The organism is Rhodococcus sp. GQ147, from assembly GCF_059759155.1.
Window position 1 is genome coordinate 92,088 of record NZ_JCAXDU010000013.1, and the last position, 21,140, is coordinate 113,227.

Consider the following 21,140-nt stretch of genomic DNA (forward strand, 5'->3'; position numbering starts at 1 on the left):
TGAGGAGATCGACGAGAACTGCGCACAGTTCGTTGTATGGCCGTAGGCCGTGTCAGAGCAGGTGGACCTTCTTGTAGAGGATCTTCGACGGTCCGCCGATGAGGCCGACGTTGTCGAGGAAGGTCATCAGCTTCGCGCCGGACTTGCGCACGCGATCGTGATAGTGCTTGTTGCCCTTCGCCTCTTGCAGAGCGCGCTCGCGATCGAGGCCTGCATTGGCGTAAACGTCGGGGTGGATCATGCTCTTGACGACGAAGAACACCACGAGCGCGGTGTTGAACCGCTCGAACGCGAGTCGCGTGCGGCTCGCACCGGCGAGTCGGCGTGCGACCTCCTCGCGGGCGAAGCGGATGTGGCGCGCTTCCTCGAGGACGTGGATCTTCGACACCGCGCGGGTGACGGGCTGCACCCGCTCGTCGCGCATGAAGTCACGCTGCATCATGTCGAGGATCTCCTCGGCAGCCATGACCGATGCATAGGCGTTGGCGCCCTTGAAGAAATGGCCCCACAGGCGACCGAGCTGGTGGATGTAGCGGGCCGGACCGTAGCCCGGCATGTTCAGCCGTTCGCCGGCGCGCGCGAACATCACCGAGTGGCGGCACTCGTCGGCGACCTCGGTGAGGGCGAACTGGACGTGACGCGAATGCTTGTCGCGGTCGTAGACGTCGCGCAGGAGCATCTGCATGAGCAGGATCTCGAACCACAGGCCGACGCTCGAAACGCTCGCGGCCTCATGCTTGGTCAGCTCGATGCGCTGTTCGTCGGTGAGCTCGTCCCACAGTGCGGTGCCGTAGAGCGTGCTCCATTCGGGGGTCATTCCGAACTTGTCGTCGGGGACGGGGGCTTCCCAGTCCACCTCGACGACCGGGTCGTACGACTTACGTGCGGACGAGGCGAGCAGTCGTCCGGCGGTTTCTTCGCGATCGGACAGTGCGACGCCGGGGATGAAGCCCTTGCTGGTCTCGCGGGTGAGCGATGCGGTCATGCCTCCACCTTTTTAGTGTGACGACTAGTAACTGTTATCCAGATTAGCGTGATCACGCGCACAGCACAATGCCCGCGACCTGCGTTGCGGGCATCGAGAAAGAAAAGAGAGGGGAGGGTTACGAGCGCCGGGGTGGCCAGAAGGCGGAGATCAACGCTCCGACCAGCAAGATCGCGGCGACTGCCCACGATGCCTGCTGCAAGCCGTCGAGGAAGGCGTTCTGTGCGAGTTCGGCGAGTTGCTCGCCCTGCGGACCCGCATGCTCGGCGACCTGTATCGCGGCGGCGAGCGAATCCTGCACGGCGGCCCGGGCCGGCTCGGGGATCATCGGCGCCACCGGATCGATGCCGTGCCCGTAGGCTGCGGCCAGGACGCTGCCCGTGATCGCAACACCGATCGCCGCACCGATCTCGCGGGTCGCGTCGTCGACCGCCGCATGGGGGCGGTACTTCGTGGTCTCCTCGAGGGCGAAGGAGGTCGGAAGAAGTATCAGTGGGTATGAGGGAGTATCGGGCTTCTCGTCGACTGTTGTCAGCCTGCCGGTCACAGACCCATGTCCTCGTCGTGCAGACCCTCCACGCCCACCGCCGCCTTCTTCTCCTCGCGCGGACGACGCAGGACGTACAGCCGCGAATGCTGGAAGTCCCGCAGCCGCAGCGTGCGCACCGTCTGGAAGCGGAACTCCTCGCAGTCGGAGAGGGCGTCGGCGAGGTTCTCGTCGACGAGGATCGTGCCCGGCCGCGCCGCGCCGGTGAGACGGGCCGCGATGTTGACGACCGAACCGAACAGGTCGCCGAAGCGCGGCAACGCCTGGCCCCACGCCAGTCCGATCCGCAGGTCCGGATAGTCCTTCTGGGACCTGAACGAATCCTGCAGTTCGAGGGCGATCCGTGCGGCGTCGACCGGACGTTCGGCCGCGAACATCACCTCGTCGCCGACGGTTTTGATCACCCAGCCGTTGTGCCGGGCGATGACGTCGGAGACCTCCGATTCGAAGTAGTCGAGCAGCTCGCTCAGCGCGGCCGCATCGATCTGCCGGGTCAACCGTGTGTAGCCGACCATGTCGGCGAAACCGACGACCAACTCGTGGAGCTCCCCGGAATCCTGCGGGCGCGCGGCGGCCCGGGCGGTCGTGGCCACCAGGTGCCGACGCCACATGTGGCTCTGGAGGCTCAGCGCGAGCTCGGTCGTGCGATCGACGATGTGGTCGATCAGCGCGCGGATCTCCTCTTCCTGCGGGGGAGTCTCCGTTTTCGCGTAGGCGGAGGCCAACTGGGTGAAGACGTGGGTGTTGAGCAGATTCAGTTGCCACTCGGTCAGCCGCGACATCGACTGTCCGATCGACCGGGCCGCGGGCACCTCGAGGCTTTCGTCGATCGCGCCGCTCGCGATGATGGCCGCCGTCGCACGCAGGGCCTCGACGTCGCCGTCGGTGAACATCACGACGTCGGGATCGGGATCGACGGTCAGACCGAGTGCCTGCCACAGCCGGCGCACCCGCGCAGGTGCGAGCCCGCACAACTCGGCCACCTCGTTCAGGGTGTAACGAAGAGGACCACCGAGCAGCGCGTTCTCCAGCTGTGACTGGATCACGGACAGCACGTCGGTTCCTGAGGCAGGTGCCGGATCGGACGGGGTCACTCTTCCATCCTTACCGTGCCCCGGGCCCATGCGCGCGGCAGGTCGTATCGAACAGGTGTACAGGCGTGTCGTACGGATGTGCGACAGTGACCGACATCGAAGCCCTGCCGACCCTTCGGCGAACCGAGAAAGGACGTCGCATGTCGCCCCGCAGACGCGCGGACCACCTGACGGAGGAACAACTCGGAGAGCTCGGTGCCGCTCTCGCCGAGGGGCGCCGCGCGACCGTCTACCTCGTCGAGGGCATTCCGAGTCTCGGCATCGACCCGGGGACGTCGGCGCGGGTGGTATCGATCAGCGGCAGCACCGTGATGGTGCGGCCGAAGGGCGTCGACGACGAGTTGCCGTTCGAGACCGACGAACTGCGCGCCACCCGCGAGCCGGCCGGAACGAAGCGCGCACCGACGAAGACCGCGCGCACGTCCGGTGGTGCGAAGCCCGCTCCGGCGAAGGCAGCTCCCGCGAAGGTGCCACCTGTGCAACCCGCGACCCCACGGGCTACCGCATCCAGGCCTGCTGCACCGAAGCCTGCCCCCCAGAAATCCGAGAGCCCAGCAGTCGCTGCGGTTCCCCGCGCCCAGGAGAAGAAGCCCGTGACCCAGACGACCCCCGCTTCGTCCGACACTCCCGCCTCCCGGCCGCCGGCACCGGCGAAGCCGAAGGCCCCGGCCCGCAAAGCGAAGAAGGCGCCGTCGATCACGATCACCGTCACGATCGACCCGGAGAACGAGTGGACGGTGGGGGTCGCGCACGGCACCCGCAAGGTCGGTAAGCCCGCAACGGTCGCACCCGACGCCGTCGAACGTGCGGTGAAGGAACTCGGCGATCCCACGGCCACCGAGGCCGTCCAGTCGGTGATCGAGGAGGCGCGTCGCGCGGCCGAGGAGCGGGTCGCGCAGCTCAGCCGCGAGCTCGAGGAGGCCCGTCAAGCTCTGGAAAGCTTGGGCGCAACCCGGAAATCCGGCGGAAACCTCTAGTACGCTCAGCCCGACGGCTGCCGGACGGCGCAGCGCAGGAGGGCCTCCATGTTCAGAAAACTGGTTGTTGCAATCGCGAGCGCGGTCGCGCTGGTCGGCGCGGGTTCCGGGGTGGCCGTCGCGGCTCCTCCGGTCACCCTCGGTGGCGGTTCGGGCATCACTCTCGGAGACAACGGGCAGGACATCTTCGACTGCACGCTCACCACGATCGGCAACGACGCCGCCGGACGCCTCGTGGGTCTCACTGCCGCGCACTGCGGCTCTCCCGGCATGACGGTGAAAGCCGAATACGACCTCGCTGCCGGCTCGGTGGGCCGCATCGTGTCGACCAACGAACGGCTCGACTACGCCGTGATCGAGTTCGACCGGAGCAAGGTCGTTCCGGTCAACCGCGTCGGCAACGTGACGATCACCGGCCTCGGTGCCCCCGCGGGCTTCCCGAACATCGCCTGCAAGGAAGGCCGCACCACGGGCAACACCTGCGGCATCGTCTGGGGCGACGTGTTCGGCTCGCAGGAGACCTGGACGCAGGTGTGCGTCATCGAAGGCGACTCGGGCGCACCGCTCGTGGTGGGCACGACGCTCGTCGCGATGGTCAACGCCTACCTGCTCGCGCCGTGCGCCGGCCCCGAGGTCGGAACGAACATCGACGTGATCATGGCCGACATCAACGGTCGGGGCGGGCCGGGCGCAGGTTTCCGTCCGATCTAGCAGCACCCCCGGAGCGGGAGGGTTCACCCGACCCTCATCCGCACACCGCACCGTTCGATGCGGAACCGACCAGCTTCGTGTACTTCGCCAGTACACCCCGGGTGTAGCGCGGCGGCAGTGGCTCCCAGCCCTGTCGCCGCGTTTCCATTTCCTTCTCGTCGACCAGCACGTCGAGCAGGCCGTTCGAGACGTCGAGACGGATCCGGTCGCCGTCGCGGACGAAGGCGATGGGGCCGCCGTCGACGGCCTCCGGGGCGACGTGCCCGACGCACAACCCGGTGGTACCACCGGAGAATCGTCCGTCGGTGAGCAGCAGGACGTCCTTGCCTAGCCCGGCGCCCTTGATGGCGCCCGTGATCGCGAGCATCTCGCGCATACCCGGGCCACCCTTGGGGCCCTCGTAGCGGATGACCACCACGTCGCCGGCGGTGATGGTGCCGTCCTCGAGCGCATCCATCGCGGCCCGTTCTCGTTCGAAGACCCGCGCCGTTCCCTCGAAGACCGACTCGTCGAAGCCCGCGGACTTCACCACCGCTCCGCCGGGAGCGAGGCTGCCGCGAAGGATCGTGATGCCGCCGGTGGGATGGATCGGGTCGCTCAGGGCGCGCAGCACCTTGCCGTCGGGGTCCGGGGGCGCGATGCCGGAGAGGTTCTCCGCGACGGTCTTCCCGGTGACGGTGAGGCAGTCGCCGTGTAGCAGACCTGCGTCGAGCAACGCCTTCATGATGACCGGGACACCGCCGATGTGGTCGACGTCCTTCATCACGTGCCGGCCGAACGGTTTGACGTCGGCGAGGTGCGGCACCCGCGCGCCCACGCGGACGAAGTCGTCGAGGCTCAGATCCACCTGCGCCTCGTGCGCGATCGCGAGCAGGTGGAGCACGGCGTTCGTGGATCCCCCGAAGGCCATGACCACCGCGATGGCGTTCTCGAACGCCTCCTTGGTGAGGATGTCGGACGCGGTGATGCCGCGCTTCAGCATCTCGACCACCGCCTGACCGCTGCGCCGGGCGAAACCGTCACGGCGACGATCCGTCGCGGGCGGTGACGCGCTCCCCGGCAGCGACATGCCGAGCGCCTCGGCCGAGGCGGCCATCGTGTTCGCGGTGTACATGCCGCCGCAGGCACCTTCGCCAGGGCAGATGGCGCGTTCGATCGCGTCGAGGTCGGTCTCGGACATCAGGCCCCGCGCGCACGCCCCGACCGCTTCGAAGGCGTCGATGATCGTCACGTCGCGTTCGGTACCGTCGGACAGTTTCGCGATGCCCGGCAGGATCGACCCGGCGTACAGGAAGACGGCGGCGAGATCGAGGCGGGCCGCGGCCATGAGCATCCCGGGCAAGGACTTGTCGCATCCCGCGAGCAGCACCGAGCCGTCGAGCCGCTCGGCCTGCATCACCGTCTCGACGCTATCGGCGATGACCTCGCGGGACACCAGGGAGAAGTGCATGCCCTCATGCCCCATCGAGATCCCGTCGGACACGGAGATGGTGCCGAATTCGAGCGGATAACCGCCCGCGGCGTGCACGCCCTCCTTCACCGATCGCGCGAGGCGTTCGAGCGGGAGGTTGCAGGGGGTGATCTCGTTCCACGACGACGCCACACCGATCTGCGGCTTGCCCCAGTCCTCGTCTCCCATCCCCACCGCACGGAGCATGCCGCGCGAGGCGGCCTTCTCCATGCCGTCGGTGACGTCGCGGCTGCGGGGCTTGATATCGGGTCGGTCCGTCATGACGCCTTCCTGGGGTCGCGGCCGGTGAGGGCGATGAGCCGGTCCTGCGGGGACGCGTCGTCGGGGACCGGGACGGGATCGGCGAACAGACCGCTCGAGGCGAGCATGTCCTTCTGCGGTTCGATGTCGGCGAGCACGGCGTCGACGAGGTCGGCGTCGAGCATTTCGTCGGCACCGATGGCCCGGGCGAGATCCCAGGTGTGCACGGTGATGTCCGCGACCTGCTGTTTCATGTAGTCGAGGCACGGGACGGTGCCGTAGGACAGGTGGACCTCCTGGGACGGTGACGTCATCGCCCACGCGGCGGTCGCCTGCTCGGCGAAGCGTGCCCATTCGGCGGCGAGATCGTCCCCGATCGGTTCGAGTACGGCCTTCGCGTCGTCGAGGGAACGGCCGGAGAGCAGCGGCTGGATCCAGCGCTGCTCGTCGACCATGTGCCACACCAGGTCGGTGACGTCCCACTCGGTGTCCGGGGTGGGTGCGTGCCAGTCGCGGATCTGCGCGACACGGTCGTCGAACTCGCGACGCGCGGTTCGTTGCAGGGAAAGCCAGTCGGTCACCATGGATCTCAGCCTAGGGCGCGGGCTGCTCGGATCACGGCGATTTCAACTCCTGCGATCATGCGCGGGATGCGGGACGATCGGGAGTCGCACCGTGTCGTCGTCGAGGAGAAGTACATGCCTGTCCCCACCGTCCAGCTCGCGCCCGGTCTCGTCGTCAGCGCCCAGGGTTACGGCGCGATGTCCGTCGCCCCCGCATACGGCGAGGTGAATCTCGACGAGGCACTCGCGACCCTGCACCACGCCGTGGATCTGGGCATCACCTTCATCGACACCGCCGACGTCTACGGCGACGGCACCAGCGAGAAGGTGGTCGGCACGCTGCTCGCCGACCGGCGGGACGAGGTCCAGCTGGCGACGAAGTTCGGTCTCGTCGGCGCGGTCGGCGGCACGGGCACCGCCAACCGTCGCATCAACGGCCGTCCCGAATACGCGAAGCAGGCCATCGACGAGTCGCTCGGGCGTCTCGGCGTCGACCACGTCGACCTGTACTACCTGCACCGCGTCGATCCGGAGGTGCCGGTCGAGGACACGGTCGGTGCCCTCGCCGAACTCGTGCAGGCCGGCAAGGTGCAGCACATCGGACTGTCGGAGGCCACGGGTGACGAGCTGCGCCGCGCGCACGCCGTCCATCCGATCGCCGCGATCCAGTCGGAGTGGAGCATCGTCTCGCGCGACGTCGAACGGCACGTGGTGCCCACCGCCGCCGAACTCGGCATCGGCTTCGTGCCGTACTCGCCGGTGAGCCGGGGACTGCTCACCGACGCCTTCGATCCCGGACAGGTTGCCGAGAACGACCTGCGCAAGCGCTTCCCGCGCTTCGACGCCGAGTCCCTGCCGACCAACCTCGCGGTCCGTGAAGAGGTGCGGGCGGTTGCGAAGGAAGCGGACGCGACCATCGCGCAGATCGCCCTGGCATGGCTGGATGCGAAGGGTCACGAGTTCGGGTTGCCCTCGGTGTCGATCCCCGGCACGCGCTACGCGAATCGCGTCACCGAGAACGCCGGTGCGCTCGACGTGACGCTCACCGACGAGCAGGTCGCGCGGCTGGACCGTCTCGCCGACAAGGTCGCCGGTCCGCGTGCGGCCGACCCGACGTGGGTGTCGCTCGGTCGTGAGTAATTAGCACCGTTAACAGACCGCCGCGTATCGTCCTTGTGACATGAGGGCATGGCTGGTCTGGGGTATCGGAGTCTTCGCCTACATCGTCGCCGTCCTCCATCGGACGGCGTTCGGTGTCTCCGGACTCGCCGCCACCGAACGCTTCGAGATCTCGCCGTCGGTGCTGTCCGGCTTCGTCGTCCTGCAGCTCATCGTCTACGCGGGGATGCAGATCCCGGCCGGTGTGCTGCTCGACAGGTTCGGTTCGCGAAGGATGATCGCGACCGGCGCCGTGATCCTCGCGGTCGGTCAGGCGATCCTCGCCGTCACCGAGTCGTTGCCGGTCGCATATCTGGCCCGGGTACTGGTCGGTGTCGGTGACGCCCTGACGTTCATCTCGGTGCTGCGGCTCGTGCCGGTGTGGTTCGCTCCGCGCCGGGTGCCCGTCGTCTCGCAGCTGACGGGCATCTTCGGCCAGCTCGGCCAGGTGCTGTCGGCGGTGCCGTTCGTCCTGCTGCTCACCGGCACCGGATGGACGGCCGCCTACGGCAGTGCCGCGGCGCTCGGCCTGCTCGCGTGCGTCCTGGTGTTCGCGATCGTGCGTGACACCCCGCCGGGAGAGGCGCGGGAGGCCACGGCGTCCGGGCTGCGGGAGGTGATCGGCGGACTCGGCACGGTGTGGCGGCGTCCCGGCACCAAACTCGGCTTCTTCACCCACATGGGCACGCAGTTCTCGGTGACGACCTTCGCGCTCATGTGGGGCGTGCCGTATCTGGTCTCCGCGCAGGGTCTGTCACCCGCGGCGGCCGGTTCGATGCTCACGGTCTCGGTGGTCACGGCCATCTCCGCCGGACCCATCCTGGGGGTGCTGTCGGGACGTTTCCCTACCAGACGCTCGTGGCTCGTCCTCATGATCATCCTGGCCAGCGCCGTGACGTGGTCGGCGGTGCTCGCCCTGCCCGGACCCGCACCGCTGTGGCTGCTCGTGGTGCTCGTCGTCGTCATCTCGGTGGGCGGGCCGGGGTCGATGATCGGCTTCGACTACGCCCGCACCTTCAATCCCGGGACCGCGCTGGGCACGGCCAACGGCATCGTCAACATCGGTGGCTTCCTCGCGACGCTGCTGGTCGTGCAGACGATGGGCATCGTGCTCGACCGGCTCGGTGGTTACACCTTCGACGCCTTCCGCGTCGCGTGGTTCGCGCAGTACCCGATCTGGGTGATCGCGCTCGTCGGCGTGCTCGTGACCCGAGGACGCGCCCGCCGCGAGGCCGGCATCGAAGCCCGTTCGTTGCGGGCGGTCGTGGTCGACCGGTTCGGTCGCGGCAAACGCTGATCCTCGGGGAACTCGTCAGCGACCCTTCCAGACGGGCTGACGCTTCTCGGCGAACGCGCGCGGTCCTTCCATCGCGTCCTCGCTCGTGAACACGACCTTCAACGCATTGCGGTTGGCGTCCCACGCTGCGTCCTCCCAGTCGGGACTGTTGGCGGTCCGGTGGATCATCGCCTTCGATTCGCGGACGGCCACAGGGGCGTTCGCCGCAATGATCTCGGCCAGTTCGAGGGCGACCTCCAAAGCGGTGCCGGCAGGGGCAACCCGGTTCACCAGGCCCAGCTCCTTGCCCTGCGCGGCGGTGATGGGTTCACCGGTCAGTGCGAGTTCGAGAGCGACCTTGCGGGGGATCTGCTGCTGCATCCGGATCACACCGCCGGCGGCCGCGAACAGTCCGCGCTTGACTTCGGGCAGGCCCAACTTCGCCTCCTCGTCGACGACCGCGAGATCGCTGGCGAGCACGAGTTCGGTACCGCCACCGAGCGCGAATCCGTTGACGGCGGCAATGGTGGGCTTGGCGCTCCAGTGCTGGGCGTACCCCGCGAAGCCCCATTCCGGATGACCCTCGGCAGATGTGTCCTCACCGGCAGCCAGTGCTTTGAGGTCGGCACCTGCGCAGAACGCGCGACCGGCACCGGTGATCACCACGACTCGCACCTCGTCGTCGGTGTTCGCCTGCTCGAGATGGTTGCCGACCGCGGTGGCCAGAGCGCCGTTCACCGCATTGAGGGCGCGCGGACGGTTGAGGGTGATGAGTGCGACGTTGCCGCGTCGCTCGTACAGCGCGGCGGGTTCGGGGGTGGTCGTCTCGTCGGACATGTCTCGCCTCTCGATCACACGATACGGTCTATTTAACGATCGCTAAATGCCTATCACGGGGAGTGGGGTCGGTCAATCGCCCCTCTCGGCGCACTCTCGGGCTTGAGCCATTAATCTAATGCCATTAGCCTAATCGCGGACGGCAGGCAGCGCGAGAGCGCATACCGAAAGTGGTGCAACGGTGACACTCGATCCGAGAACCCCCATCCTGGTCGGCGGCGGCCAGATCAACGAGCGCGACGGAGGGGTCGAGCCCGTCGACCTCATGGTGCGTGCGGCCCGCGCCGCCGCGGAACAGGCCGGCTCGACGCGCCTGCTCGAACTCGTCGACTCGGTCCGCGTGGTGGGTCTGCTCTCGTGGCGCTACCGCGACCCGGGTGCCTTGGTCGGGGAGCGGATCGGCGCGAACGTCCGCCACACCGGCTACTCCGGCAACGGCGGCAGCACCCCGCAGGTGATGGTCAACGCCGCCGCCGAGGACATCGCCGCCGGTCGTGCAGACGTCGTGCTCATCGGCGGGGCCGAGTCGTGGCGCACCCGCACCCGGCTCCGCAAGCAGAAACTGCGCCCGGAGTGGACCGTGCAGGACGAGACGGTGCCCGCCGCGGAGATCCTGGTGACCGACGTGCCGATGGAGGCCGAGAGTGAACGCCGCATCGGCCTGGACCGACCTTCGTTCGTCTATCCGCTGTTCGAGCAGGCTCTGCGTATCACCGCGGGTCGCTCGCCGCAGGAACATCAGCGGTTCATCGGTGAGCTGTGGTCGCAGTTCAGCGCGGCCGCGGCCGGTAATCCGCACGCCTGGGTGCAGCGCGAGTGCGGCGCCGACGAGATCGCCCTGCCCTCGTCCGACAACCGGATGATCTCCACGCCGTACACCAAGCTGCTCAACTCCAACAACATGGTCGACCAGAGTGCGGCCGTCCTGGTGTGCTCGGTCGAGACTGCAACCCGTCTCGGAATCCCCAGGGAGAACTGGGTCTTCCCGCAGTCCGGTACCGAATCGCACGATACCTACGCGATCGCCGAACGGGCCGCCCTCGACCGCTCGCCGGCGATCCGCATCGCCGGGGCGCGGGCACTCGAACTCGCCGGCATCGACCTCGACGACGTCGAGCACGTCGACGTGTACTCGTGCTTCCCGTCGGCGGTGCAGGTCGCGGCGAACGAATTCGGGCTGCCGCTGGACGATCCGTCGCGGCCGCTGACGATCACCGGTGGTCTGACCTTCGGGGGCGGGCCGTGGAACAACTACGTCAGCCATTCGATCGCCGCGATGCTGACCAGGCTTCGCGAGAACCCGGGCTCCTACGGTCTGGTGACGGCCAACAGCGGCTACCTGACCAAGCATGCGATGGGCGTCTACCGGACCGAACCACCCGCCGGCGGCTTCCGGCGCCTGGACGTGCAGGCCGAGGTGGACGCGGAACCGACGACCCCGGCTCTGGTCTCGTACGAGGGTGTCGCGACAGCGGAGTCGTGGACCGTGGTGTACGGACGCGACGGTGAACCGGAGCGGGCGTTCCTCGCCGCGCGCACGCCCACGGGGGAACGCATTCTCGGGGCCGGTACGGATGCCGCAGATCTCGCTCGTCTCGCGACGGAGGACGTCGCAGGTGAGAAGGTCGCGGTGACCTCGGACGGCGTTTTCCGCCTCGCGTGACGTTGACGACATTTATCTAATGCCTTAAGTTAAATGTGTCAGTCGGACGCACCGTGAGTGCGTCCTCGATTCGAGGAGTTCCCGTGTCTGTCGAAGACTTTCGTTCTCTGTACGAACGGCATGTGGGCCATATCGTCAGCGGAAACATGAAGGCCGCGCTCGCCGACATGGTGCCCGAGAACCTCCCCCAGGTCTTCGATGGTGTCGACACCCCCCGTGCGGAGGTGAGGTCCCACCGCATCGCGGACGTCCGCGCCGAAGGCGACCTGATGATCGGCGAGGCCGTCTACGAGCTCGACGACCGGACCATCGGGCTGCGCTCGTACTGGGAGCAGCGCGACGGGCGTTGGCTCGCCGGAAGACTCGAGAATTTCGATGTGGAGAAGGACGTCCGGGCATGACTGCGATCGAACCTGCAACCGAGCCGTGGGGACCCACCCCCGACGGACTGGACCTCCCGCACTGGGAGCGACTCGTCGAGGGTGAACTCCGGCTGCAGCGCTGCAGCGACTGCCGCACCTGGATCTGGGGACCGCAGGCGATCTGCGGTTCCTGCCACGGATTCGACATCGGCTGGGAGAAGGTCGAACCCGCTGGCACGGTCTACAGCTGGCATCGCAGCTGGTATCCCTACATGGACGAATACGCCGGTCGGCTGCCCTACGTCACCGTCCTGGTCGAGCTACCGGGCGCCGACGGTCGCCGCGTGCTGGGCCTGCTCGTCGACGGCATCGACGAGGATCCGCGGATCGGCGACGAGGTGGTGGGCGCGATCGAACTCGACGAGGGTGCCCGGTGGCCGCTGGTGCGCTGGCGTCGTGTCCGCGCCGGCTCGGAAGGAGAAACCCGATGAGCGGACGGGGAATGCGCGGCGCGGCCGCGGTCGTCGGCGTCGCCGAACAGCACTACCGTCGCGGTGAGGCGCCGCACGGCGAGAAGCGGATGACCCTCGAGGCGATCCTCGCGGCATGCGCCGACGCCGGTATCGATCCCCGGCAGATCGACGGATTCGTCTCCTACGCCGGAGGTTCCAACGACGGCGCGATCATCGGCGGCGCGTTGATGATCGACGAACTGCGCTGGTCCAACATGATGTGGGGTGGGGGTGGTGGCAGCGTCGCCGCGGCCATCACCAACGCCGCGGCCGCCATCGCGACCGGCCAGGCCGAGTGCGTCGCCGTCTACCGCGCGATGTCCCAGGCCGACACCGGTCGACTCGGATACGCCAAGTACCACTACGGAAGTCATTTCCTCGCCCATGGCGTCGGCTCTCCGGCGCAGATCTGCGCCATGCGTACCCAGCGCATGCTCGAACACGGGGGAGTACCGCGGGAAGCGATGCGGTCACTCGTGCTCGCCGCCTACCATCACGCCCAGAACAACCCCCCCGCACAAGGTTACGGGCGCCCGCTCGACGTGGAGACCTACGAGAACTCCCGTCTGATCGCCGAGCCGTTCCACCTGTTCGACTGCTCGCGCGAGAGCGACGGTGCGGTGGCCCTGATCCTCGTGTCCGCCGAGCGAGCCCGCGATCTGCGGCAGGATCCGGTCTACCTCCTCGCCGGCGCCCAGGGTGCGCCCGGCGGGTTCTCCGAACTGATCGACAACGACCTCGGCGAGCAGTACATGACGGCCGGCTTCGGTCCGGCCAACAACGGGAAACCCGGTGTCGCCGAGCATTTGTGGGCCGCAGCCGGACTCGGCCCGGACGACGTCGACGTCGTGCAGGTCTACGAGAACTTCAGTGGCCCGGCCGTTGCGGCGCTGATCGACCACGGCCTGTGCCCGCCCGGCGAGGCGGCCGGCGGGTTCATGACGGTCGAGAACCTCACCGCGCCGGGCGGAAAGCTGCCCGTCAACACCAGCGGTGGCAATCTCGCCGACTCGTTCGTCAACGGCCTCAATCTCGCCGTCGAAGCAGTCCGCCAGATCCGCCGCACCTCCCCGAACCAAGTCGCCGGAGCGGAGACCTCGCTGTTCATCGGTGGCCCCATGGCCCCGTTGGTGAGCTCGGTGCTGTTCGGCAACGAAGACACTCTCTGACACGGCATCCGAAAGGGTACGAGATGACCACTGCGCACGCTGAGATCGCAGACCGGGACGAGTTGTTCGTCGGCGGCCGCTGGGTGACACCGGTGTCCGGTGGTTCCTTCGACGTGATCGAGGCGGCCACCGAGAAGGCGCTCGCCCGCACGGCACTCGCCTCGAACGCCGACGTCGATGCCGCGGTCGCGGCGGCCCGCGCCGCACTGGCCGGACCGTGGGGTTCGATGAACGGTGCCGAGCGGGCCGATCTGCTGGATCGGTTCGCCGTCGCGCTGAAGAGCCGTGGCCGCGACACGGCCCGGCTGGTCAGCCGGGAGAACGGCATGCCGATCTCGTTGTCCAACGGTGTCAACGGGATCGGCGCGGCAGCGATGTTCTCGTATTATGCGCGTCTCGTCCGCGACGACTCCGGCGAGGAGGTGCGCCCCGGTGTGTTCGGGGGGCGCACCGTGGTCCGGCGCGAACCGGTCGGCGTGGTCGCGGCGATCACGCCGTGGAACTACCCTCAACCGCTCGCCGCGATGAAGCTGGCTCCGGCCCTGGCCGCGGGGTGCACGGTGGTGCTCAAGCCCGCACCCGAGACCGCCCTGGATGCCTTCGCCTTCGCCGACGCCGCTGTCGAGGCGGGGCTTCCGGTAGGCGTCGTCAACGTGCTGCCCGCCGGCCGCGAGACGAGCGCCTATCTGGTGGAGCATCCCGGTGTCGACAAGGTCGCCTTCACCGGTTCCACCGCGGCGGGCCGGGCGATCGGCGAGGTCTGCGGCCGGTTGCTGCGCCCGATCACCCTCGAACTCGGCGGCAAGTCCGCGGCGATCGTGACCGAGCAGGCCGATCTCGACGTGTTCGCCGGCAAGTTGCTCGAGGTCTCGCTGGTCAACAACGGCCAGACCTGCCACGCGAGCACCCGCATCCTCGCTCCCCGCGCGCGCTACGACGAGGTCGTCGAGGCCGTGACCGAGACGGTGCGAGCCCTGACGGTGGGCGATCCCCTGGATCCGGCCACGCAGATCGGCCCGCTGGTGTCCGCCGCGCAGCGCGAGCGGGTGCTCGGCTACATCGAGACCGGCCGCGCCGACGGCTACCGCGTCACCACCGGTGGGGGACGGCCGGCCTCGCAGGCGGTGGGCTGGTTCGTCGAGCCGACGGTCTTCGCCGATGTCGGCAACTCCGCGCGCATTGCGCAGGAGGAGATCTTCGGCCCGGTGCTGACGATCACCCCTTACACGGACGAGGACGAGGCGGTCGCGATCGCCAACAATTCGGATTACGGCCTCGGCGGCACGGTGTGGACCACCGACGAGCAGCACGGCCTCGAGTTGGCCGCCCGCATCCACACCGGCACCGTCGGCGTGAACCATTACGCACTCGACCTCGCGGCGCCCTTCGGCGGTGTCAAGGCCTCGGGTCTCGGTCGCGAACTGGGACCGGAAGGTCTGCAGCCCTACTACGCCGCGAAGTCGGTGTACTTCGGCACCCGCTGACCCCGGCAGCCGTCGTCACGAGCACAGGAGTTTGGAGCACAGGATGGCACTTCCTCTGCAGGGCGTCCGGGTACTGGACCTGACCGACGGATTCGGCGACACCGCCTGCCGTTTCCTCGCCGATCTCGGCGCGGAGGTCGTCCTCGTCGAGCGGCCCGGCGGATCGGCGTCCCGCTCGGCCCCGCCGATCCGGAACGGGGTGAGCATCCCGTTCGCGTTGCGGAACGCCAACAAGCTGGGTGTCGTCGTCGATCTGGACGACGAGGCCGGACGGGACCGGCTCCGCAGCCTCGCCGTGTCGTCCGACATCCTCATCGAATCGCTGCCCCCGGGCCATCTCGCCGCCCGCGGTGTCGGCTCCGCCGACCTACGCGCGGTGAACCCCGCACTGGTTGCGGTGTCGGTGACCCCGTTCGGACAGGATGGCCCGTATCGGGACTGGGCTGCGACCGAACAGGTGCTGTACGCGCTGAGCGGGGTGCTGTCGCGGTCGGGTGAACCCGGCGAACCGCCGCTCCTCCCGCCGAACGGGCTCGTCGCCGAGACCGTGGGTGCGCACACGGCGTGGTCGGCGCTGCTGGCCTACTACGACCGCCTGCACACCGGGCAGGGACAGAGCGTGGACATCTCGGCCTACGAGGTCGTCGTGCACGGATTCGACCCCGGTTTCGGCGTGCAGGGGTCGGCTGCGGCGGGCCGCTCCGAGGACTTCCCCCGGGGCCGCCCGGACGCCGCGAACTTCTATCCCGTCTACCGGTGCGCCGACGGGCAGGTACGGATCTGCCTCCTCGCCAAGCGGCAGTGGCGGGCGATGTTCGAATGGCTCGGGGAACCTGCGGAGTTCGCAGACCCGAAGTACGACACGATCCCGGCTCGGTTCGCGGCGGCCGACCGGCTCAATCCACTGATCGAGACCCTGTTCGCGCAGTACACCCGCGACCAGCTGGTAGCGGAGGGTGCGGCCCGGGGTATCCCCATCGGAGGGCTGAACGTGGTGTCCGAGGTGCTGATCACCGAACACTTCGAGGCTTCGGGAACGTTCGTCGACGCCGTGATCGCCCCGGGTCTCGAGGCACGGATCCCGTCCGGTTACGCCAAGATCGACGGTGCACGTGCGGGCTTCCGTTTCCGTGCTCCCGAACTCGGTGAGCACGACGAACTCGTCTTCGACTCCAGGCGGGACGAACCGTGCACCTCGATCCCTGCGCCTCGGCGGCCTGTCGGCTCGCGCCCGTTCGAAGGCCTACGCGTCCTCGACATGGGGGTCGTGGTGTTCGGCGCCGAACTCGGCCGCCAGTTCGCCGATCACGGCGCCGACGTGATCAAGATCGAGAACTCCGACTTCCCGGACGGATTACGGCAGTCCAAGCGCAAGGGCGCCCTCGCGGCGTCTGTGGCCTGGGGGCACCGCAACCGGCGCAGCCTGGGGTTGAACCTTCGTACGCCGGAAGGTGTGCGGGTCTTCAGGAAGCTTGCTGCCGAGGCCGACATCGTGCTGGCCAACTTCAAACCGGGCACCCTGGCATCGATGGGGTTGTCCTACGAGGAACTCGCGGCGATCAATCCGCGCATCATCGTCTCGGAGAGCAGTGCGTTCGGCAGCGTCGGACCGTGGAACACACGCCTGGGTTACGGTCCGCTCGTGCGGGCCGCGTGTGGGGTGTCGGCGCTGTGGCGGTACTCCGACAGTTCGGACGGACTGTGCGACGGCTCGACGGTCTATCCGGACCACATCGGCGGCCAGATCGCCGCAACCGCGGTGCTCGCCACTTTGATCGACCGGTTGCGGACCGGACGAGGCGCCGTAATCGAGATCGCTCAGGCAGACGTGGCGATCGTGGCGCTGGGAAATCAACTCGTCGCGGAGCACCTCCGGTCCGGATCGATCAGCGCTCCCGGCAATGCCGATCCGTATGCGGCACCGGCCGGCCTCTTTTCGGCGGCGGGGGACGACGAATGGTGTGTCGTGACCGTTCGCGACGATGCCGACTGGCGAGGTCTGTGCAGCGTGCTGAACCGACCCGAGCTGGTAGAGGATCCGCGTTTCGCGACTTCTGCGGCGCGCCTCGGATATCGGGACGACGCCGACCGCATCGTCGCCGAATGGGTTGCCGGTCGCGGCCCGACCGAGGCCATGCAGGCCCTCCAGGCAGGTGGTGTCCCGGCCGGCGTCATGCACCGCCTGCCCGAGTTGCTCACGGACCCCCAGCTCGTCGCCCGAGGCGCCTATACGGAACTCGAACACGACCGGCTGCCTGCGGCGCTGCCCACCGCTCGGCAGGTGGCCCACTTCGAGACCCTGCCGGTGTGGCCCCTGCGTCCGGCGCCGCTGCCCGGACAACAGACACGGGAGATTTGCGAGACAGTGCTCGGTATGAGTCCCGACGAGATCGACGGACTCGTCCGGGACGGTGTTCTGCAGCCGCCCGTCGACGATCCTGCCCAGCAGCTTCCGTCCCCCGCCTGATCGGCGGAGTCGACGTTCACGGAATCCTCTGCGGGGACAGAACTACCGGCATCGGCAGCCCTCCTGCCCATCTTCGGATGGGTAGGAGGGCTGTTTCGTCGGAGTCCATATTTCTTCCTTCTTTTTACAAAAATCGATTGACGTATCACGACTCATGTCTGTAACCTCGATCACAGCAACGTCGAGCGGACGCATTCTCGGAGTGCGGGGTTCCCCTCCCCGCAAGTCTCGTCGAACAACGTTGTCTTTCAAACCTTCCCACTGCACAGGTATCTCCCTGGAACACATCGAGCGAAGGAGCTCCCATGAAACTCGAAGGCAAGGTCGCGCTCATCACCGGCGCCGGCTCCGGCCTGGGCCGCGAGGCTTCCCAGCTGTTCGCGTCCGAGGGCGCGAAGATCGCGGTCGTCGACATCGACCCGGAGCGCGCCAAGGGCACGGTCGAACTCGTCGAGCAGCAGGGCGGTAACGCCGTCGCGATCACCGCCGACGTGCGCAGCGAACAGCAGGTGAACGACGCCGTTGCTGCAACCGTCGACGCATTCGGCAAGCTCGACATCGCCTGGGCCAACGCCGGAATCGTCTCGCGTGGCGGTGTTCCGTCCGTTGCGGGCGGTGAGCAGGTCGACTTCCAGGACCTCACCGACGCCGACTGGCAGGACGTCGTCGGCGTCAACCTGTCCGGCGTGTTCTACACGGCCAAGGCCGCCGTGCCCCACCTGCGTGCCAACGGCGGTGGCGTCATCCTCGCGACCTCGTCGGCCGCATCGTTCGCTGCGTACCACAGCATCGCGATGTACTCCGCCACGAAGGCCGGCGTCAACGGCATGGTTCGTGGCCTCAGCCTCGACCTCGGCAAGTACGGAATCCGTGTCAACGCCGTCGCGCCCACCCACGGCATGTCACCGAACTTCCTGGCGCCCGCCGGAACTCCGGTGGTCGGGCAGTCGTACGAAGAGGTCGCCGGTCCGTGGGACCCGGGCATCTCGCCGATCCCGCTCAAGCTGAACCGCCCACCCTCACTGGGTGACAACGCGCGTGCTGCGCTGTTCCTGGTGTCCGACGACGCCGCGTACATCACGGGTCTCACACTGCCCGCCACCGACGGCGGTACCCTGTCCCGCGTCGCGATGATGTTCCCCGAGGACGAGCTGAAGCCGACGCTCGAGTCCTGAGCCGAAAGGAGAAGGGGACCCGGATCACCGGGTCCCCTTCTCGTCTTCCCTATCTCAGGACTTCATGAGATCGCGATGGATGATCTCCTTCATGATCTCGTTGGTGCCGCCGTAGATGCGCTGGATGCGTGCATCGATGAACGCCTTGGCGACCGGGTACTCCATCATGTATCCGTAGCCGCCGTGGAACTGGACGCCGGCGTCGATGACGCGGCCCTGTAGTTCGGTCGCCCACAACTTCGCCTTCGATGCATCGACGGCGCTGAGTGTTCCCTTGTTGTATTCGCGGACGCACCGATCGATGTAGGTGCGTGAAACCTCCACCGCCGTCTGTAGTTCGGCGAGGGTGAAACCCATGCCCTGGAACTCACCGATCCGTTTTCCGAAGGCCGTACGTTCCTTCACGTAGTCGAGGGTCCATCGAATGACGGCCTCGGCGGACACCTGCGCTGCAATGCCGATGCCGAGGCGTTCGAGGGGCAGGCTCTGCATCAGGTAACCGAAGCCGGCCCCGAGTTCGCCCAGGAGATTCTCCTTCGGTACCCGTACGTCCTCGAAGAACAGTTCGGCGGTGTCCTGGGCGTGCAGCCCCACCTTGTCGAGTTTGCGTCCCCGCGAGAATCCGGACATGCCCTCTTCGACCACGAAGAGGCTGAAACCACGTGAACCCGCACTCGGATCCGTTCGAGCGAACACGATCACCAGGTCGGCGAGGATGCCGCTGGTGATGAAGGTCTTGGAACCGTTGAGCACCCAATGATCGCCGTCGCGCACCGCGGAGGTGGTGATGCCCCGCAGATCACTGCCGGCTGCCGGTTCGGTCATCGCGATCGCACCGATCGTCTCACCCGTGACGAAGCCTGGGAGCCAACGGCGTTTCTGTTCGTCGTTCGCGTGCCGGAGCAGATAGTTCAGGACGATGTCGTCATTGGTCGAGAAGCCCGACTGCAGCGCGGATGCGCCGACGCGTGCGATCTCCGACTGGATCACCACCCGGAAACGGTAATCCGTCTCCCCGGCTCCGCCGTATTCCTCCGGCACGGCGAGGCCGAGCAGTCCCTGTCGTCCGGCCGCGGTCCAGGTCTCGCGGTCGATCAGCCGGTCGGTGTCCCACTTCTCCACGTTGGGGACGACATATTTGTCCACGAATGCCCGGACGGAATTCCGGAACAGCTCGTGGTCCTGCTCGAAGAGATCGCTCTCCACAAATGCCTCCTGAGGCGGGCGCCCGTAGGCACCCGCCATGGTGTCGGTGGTCAGTCCTGGCCGACCAGTTTCTGGATTTCGCGTCGGAAGACCTGGTTGGCGACCTCGTTGCGGCCGAGGACCATGTTTCCGGCGTTGGCGCTGGTCATCGCGCGCTGCGAGTCGCGCAGAATCGGGAAGTCCTCGTTGTGCAGCACGGCGACGAGGATCTCGACGTTCTTGTCCCAGAGTCGGTTGTAGCGTTCCTCGGCCATCCCGCTGTTCTCGACCGTCGGGCAGATCAGACGGATCTCCATCCGGCACTGCTGCGGATCGGTCGGATGCGGGCGGAAGGTGAGCAGCTGGAAGTGATCCGGCTGCCGGAGCAGAGTGCTGTTGGGGCCTACGAAGTGGGTTTCGGTGGTGTGCTCGGCGAGGCTGCGGTCGCCGGGATCCTCTTCGATCCAGCGGTCGATCGTCTTGCGCAGGTTCATGAACCGGCAATGGTGACCGAAGTCCTCGAAGGACATGACGTTGGTGTGGATGTGCTTGGCCGCGGTGTTCGGATGCGCGTACTGGATGTGATAGCCGTCCAGGAAGGCGTCCTGCATGAGCTTCCAGTTGACGGGCTCCTCGAAGACCTGGACGCGCGTGGTCACGAGCGATCCGAGATCGTGCGAGGCCAGGATGGCGTCCATCTCGGGGCCGAGCCAGTCGGCGACGTCGATGGTCGCCTCGGCGTCGTCCACCACCCAGATGAACCCGTGTCGCTCCTCGGTGGGCAACTGCACGAGATTGCGCTTGTCACGGTCGGCCTCACCGAAGGTGTTGTCGCGGGTGATCGTGCGCAACGTGCCGTCGGTGTCGTACGACCAACGGTGGTACGGGCACGAGAACAGCCGGCAACGGCCCTTTTCCTCCTTCTCGACCATGGCGCCGCGGTGACGGCACTGGTTGACGAGGGTCTTGACGCTGCCGTCGCGCTGGCGGACGACGATGACGTTGTTCCGCGGCATCTGCAGGGTGAAGAAGTCGCCCGGCTTCGGGATCTCGGATCCGTGGGCGACGATCGTCGGAAGGCGGCCGAAGACGCGGTCCCGCTCGAGTTTCGCGACTGCCGGATCGACGAACTCGTTCGGTTCGAACCAGGTGAGGTGCTCGTACTCGTCGGTGGTGTCGTTGCGCAGATGATCGAGTGCGCGGCGAATGCGTTCCTCGGTGGGAATCCCGACCTCTGTCATGGGGCTGTCCTCCAGAGTCGTGC

Annotated in this window: 19 protein-coding genes; 11 read left to right on the plus strand and 8 right to left on the minus strand. The window is 67.5% G+C overall.

The genetic code is table 11. From position 1 onward, the window contains the following. Window positions 1–52 precede the first annotated feature (52 nt). From AC6CID_RS15955 to AC6CID_RS15965, 3 genes are all read right to left on the minus strand, one after another. The gene (locus tag AC6CID_RS15955) at window positions 53–985 is read right to left on the minus strand and encodes an AurF N-oxygenase family protein (RefSeq protein ID WP_006550998.1); all 933 of its coding nucleotides are present in this window, start codon (window positions 983–985) and stop codon (window positions 53–55) included. A gap of 118 nt (window positions 986–1,103) precedes the next feature. Further along, on the minus strand, window positions 1,104–1,532 hold the full coding sequence (locus AC6CID_RS15960) for a hypothetical protein (RefSeq protein WP_039586521.1): 429 nt from the start codon (window positions 1,530–1,532) through the stop codon (window positions 1,104–1,106). After that, entirely contained in the window at window positions 1,529–2,626 is a 1,098-nt protein-coding gene (locus AC6CID_RS15965; RefSeq protein ID WP_039586522.1) for an adenylate/guanylate cyclase domain-containing protein, read from the minus strand. Before AC6CID_RS15965 ends, AC6CID_RS15960 begins: the two co-directional genes overlap by 4 nt. A gap of 140 nt (window positions 2,627–2,766) precedes the next feature. Here AC6CID_RS15965 and AC6CID_RS15970 point away from each other — a divergent pair, with 140 nt between their 5' ends. Further along, on the plus strand, window positions 2,767–3,603 hold the full coding sequence (locus AC6CID_RS15970; protein ID WP_064060875.1) for a DUF6319 family protein: 837 nt from the start codon (window positions 2,767–2,769) through the stop codon (window positions 3,601–3,603). 48 nt (window positions 3,604–3,651) lie between these two features. After that, a complete protein-coding gene (locus tag AC6CID_RS15975) occupies window positions 3,652–4,314 on the plus strand; it encodes a chymotrypsin family serine protease (RefSeq protein WP_006550994.1) in 663 nt (220 codons plus the stop codon). A 34-nt stretch (window positions 4,315–4,348) separates the two neighbouring features. On the opposite strand, the gene ilvD is transcribed toward AC6CID_RS15975, so the two are convergent. Continuing rightward, on the minus strand, window positions 4,349–6,046 hold the full coding sequence (gene ilvD, locus AC6CID_RS15980) for a dihydroxy-acid dehydratase (protein ID WP_064060861.1): 1,698 nt from the start codon (window positions 6,044–6,046) through the stop codon (window positions 4,349–4,351). Beyond that, window positions 6,043–6,609 carry a TIGR03086 family metal-binding protein gene (locus AC6CID_RS15985; protein WP_064060860.1) on the minus strand — a complete coding sequence of 189 codons (567 nt, stop codon included), beginning with the start codon at window positions 6,607–6,609 and terminating at the stop codon, window positions 6,043–6,045. Before AC6CID_RS15985 ends, ilvD begins: the two co-directional genes overlap by 4 nt. A gap of 114 nt (window positions 6,610–6,723) precedes the next feature. On the opposite strand from AC6CID_RS15985, the gene AC6CID_RS15990 reads away from it, so the two are divergent. Continuing rightward, window positions 6,724–7,728: an aldo/keto reductase gene (locus AC6CID_RS15990; protein ID WP_064060874.1), complete on the plus strand. Its 1,005-nt coding sequence runs from the start codon at window positions 6,724–6,726 to the stop codon at window positions 7,726–7,728. A gap of 40 nt (window positions 7,729–7,768) precedes the next feature. Next, window positions 7,769–9,043, plus strand: a complete 1,275-nt coding sequence (locus AC6CID_RS15995) for an MFS transporter (RefSeq protein ID WP_064060859.1) — start codon at window positions 7,769–7,771, stop codon at window positions 9,041–9,043. Between the two features lie 15 nt (window positions 9,044–9,058). Here AC6CID_RS15995 and AC6CID_RS16000 read toward each other — a convergent pair whose 3' ends face one another. After that, window positions 9,059–9,859 carry a crotonase/enoyl-CoA hydratase family protein gene (locus AC6CID_RS16000; protein ID WP_064060858.1) on the minus strand — a complete coding sequence of 267 codons (801 nt, stop codon included), beginning with the start codon at window positions 9,857–9,859 and terminating at the stop codon, window positions 9,059–9,061. A 181-nt stretch (window positions 9,860–10,040) separates the two neighbouring features. Between AC6CID_RS16000 and AC6CID_RS16005 the strand changes: the two genes are divergently transcribed. From AC6CID_RS16005 to AC6CID_RS16035, 7 genes are all read left to right on the plus strand, one after another. Then, a complete protein-coding gene (locus tag AC6CID_RS16005; protein ID WP_064060857.1) occupies window positions 10,041–11,522 on the plus strand; it encodes an acetyl-CoA acetyltransferase in 1,482 nt (493 codons plus the stop codon). 83 nt (window positions 11,523–11,605) lie between these two features. Then, window positions 11,606–11,923, plus strand: a complete 318-nt coding sequence (locus tag AC6CID_RS16010) for a hypothetical protein (protein ID WP_064060856.1) — start codon at window positions 11,606–11,608, stop codon at window positions 11,921–11,923. Next, window positions 11,920–12,375, plus strand: a complete 456-nt coding sequence (locus AC6CID_RS16015) for a Zn-ribbon domain-containing OB-fold protein (RefSeq protein WP_064060855.1) — start codon at window positions 11,920–11,922, stop codon at window positions 12,373–12,375. Before AC6CID_RS16010 ends, AC6CID_RS16015 begins: the two co-directional genes overlap by 4 nt. Further along, window positions 12,372–13,565: a thiolase C-terminal domain-containing protein gene (locus tag AC6CID_RS16020; protein WP_064060854.1), complete on the plus strand. Its 1,194-nt coding sequence runs from the start codon at window positions 12,372–12,374 to the stop codon at window positions 13,563–13,565. Before AC6CID_RS16015 ends, AC6CID_RS16020 begins: the two co-directional genes overlap by 4 nt. A gap of 23 nt (window positions 13,566–13,588) precedes the next feature. Continuing rightward, window positions 13,589–15,049, plus strand: a complete 1,461-nt coding sequence (locus AC6CID_RS16025) for an aldehyde dehydrogenase (RefSeq protein ID WP_498354192.1) — start codon at window positions 13,589–13,591, stop codon at window positions 15,047–15,049. A 43-nt stretch (window positions 15,050–15,092) separates the two neighbouring features. Next, window positions 15,093–17,516: a CaiB/BaiF CoA transferase family protein gene (locus tag AC6CID_RS16030; RefSeq protein WP_064060853.1), complete on the plus strand. Its 2,424-nt coding sequence runs from the start codon at window positions 15,093–15,095 to the stop codon at window positions 17,514–17,516. 305 nt (window positions 17,517–17,821) lie between these two features. After that, entirely contained in the window at window positions 17,822–18,691 is an 870-nt protein-coding gene (locus tag AC6CID_RS16035) for an SDR family NAD(P)-dependent oxidoreductase (protein ID WP_064060852.1), read from the plus strand. Between the two features lie 54 nt (window positions 18,692–18,745). Here the strand turns inward: AC6CID_RS16035 and AC6CID_RS16040 are convergent, their stop codons facing one another. Then, window positions 18,746–19,897 carry an acyl-CoA dehydrogenase family protein gene (locus AC6CID_RS16040; RefSeq protein ID WP_064060851.1) on the minus strand — a complete coding sequence of 384 codons (1,152 nt, stop codon included), beginning with the start codon at window positions 19,895–19,897 and terminating at the stop codon, window positions 18,746–18,748. Between the two features lie 50 nt (window positions 19,898–19,947). Further along, window positions 19,948–21,117 (minus strand): aromatic ring-hydroxylating oxygenase subunit alpha, encoded by a 1,170-nt coding sequence (locus AC6CID_RS16045; RefSeq protein ID WP_064060850.1) that lies wholly within the window; start codon window positions 21,115–21,117, stop codon window positions 19,948–19,950. Window positions 21,118–21,140: the final 23 nt, after the last annotated feature.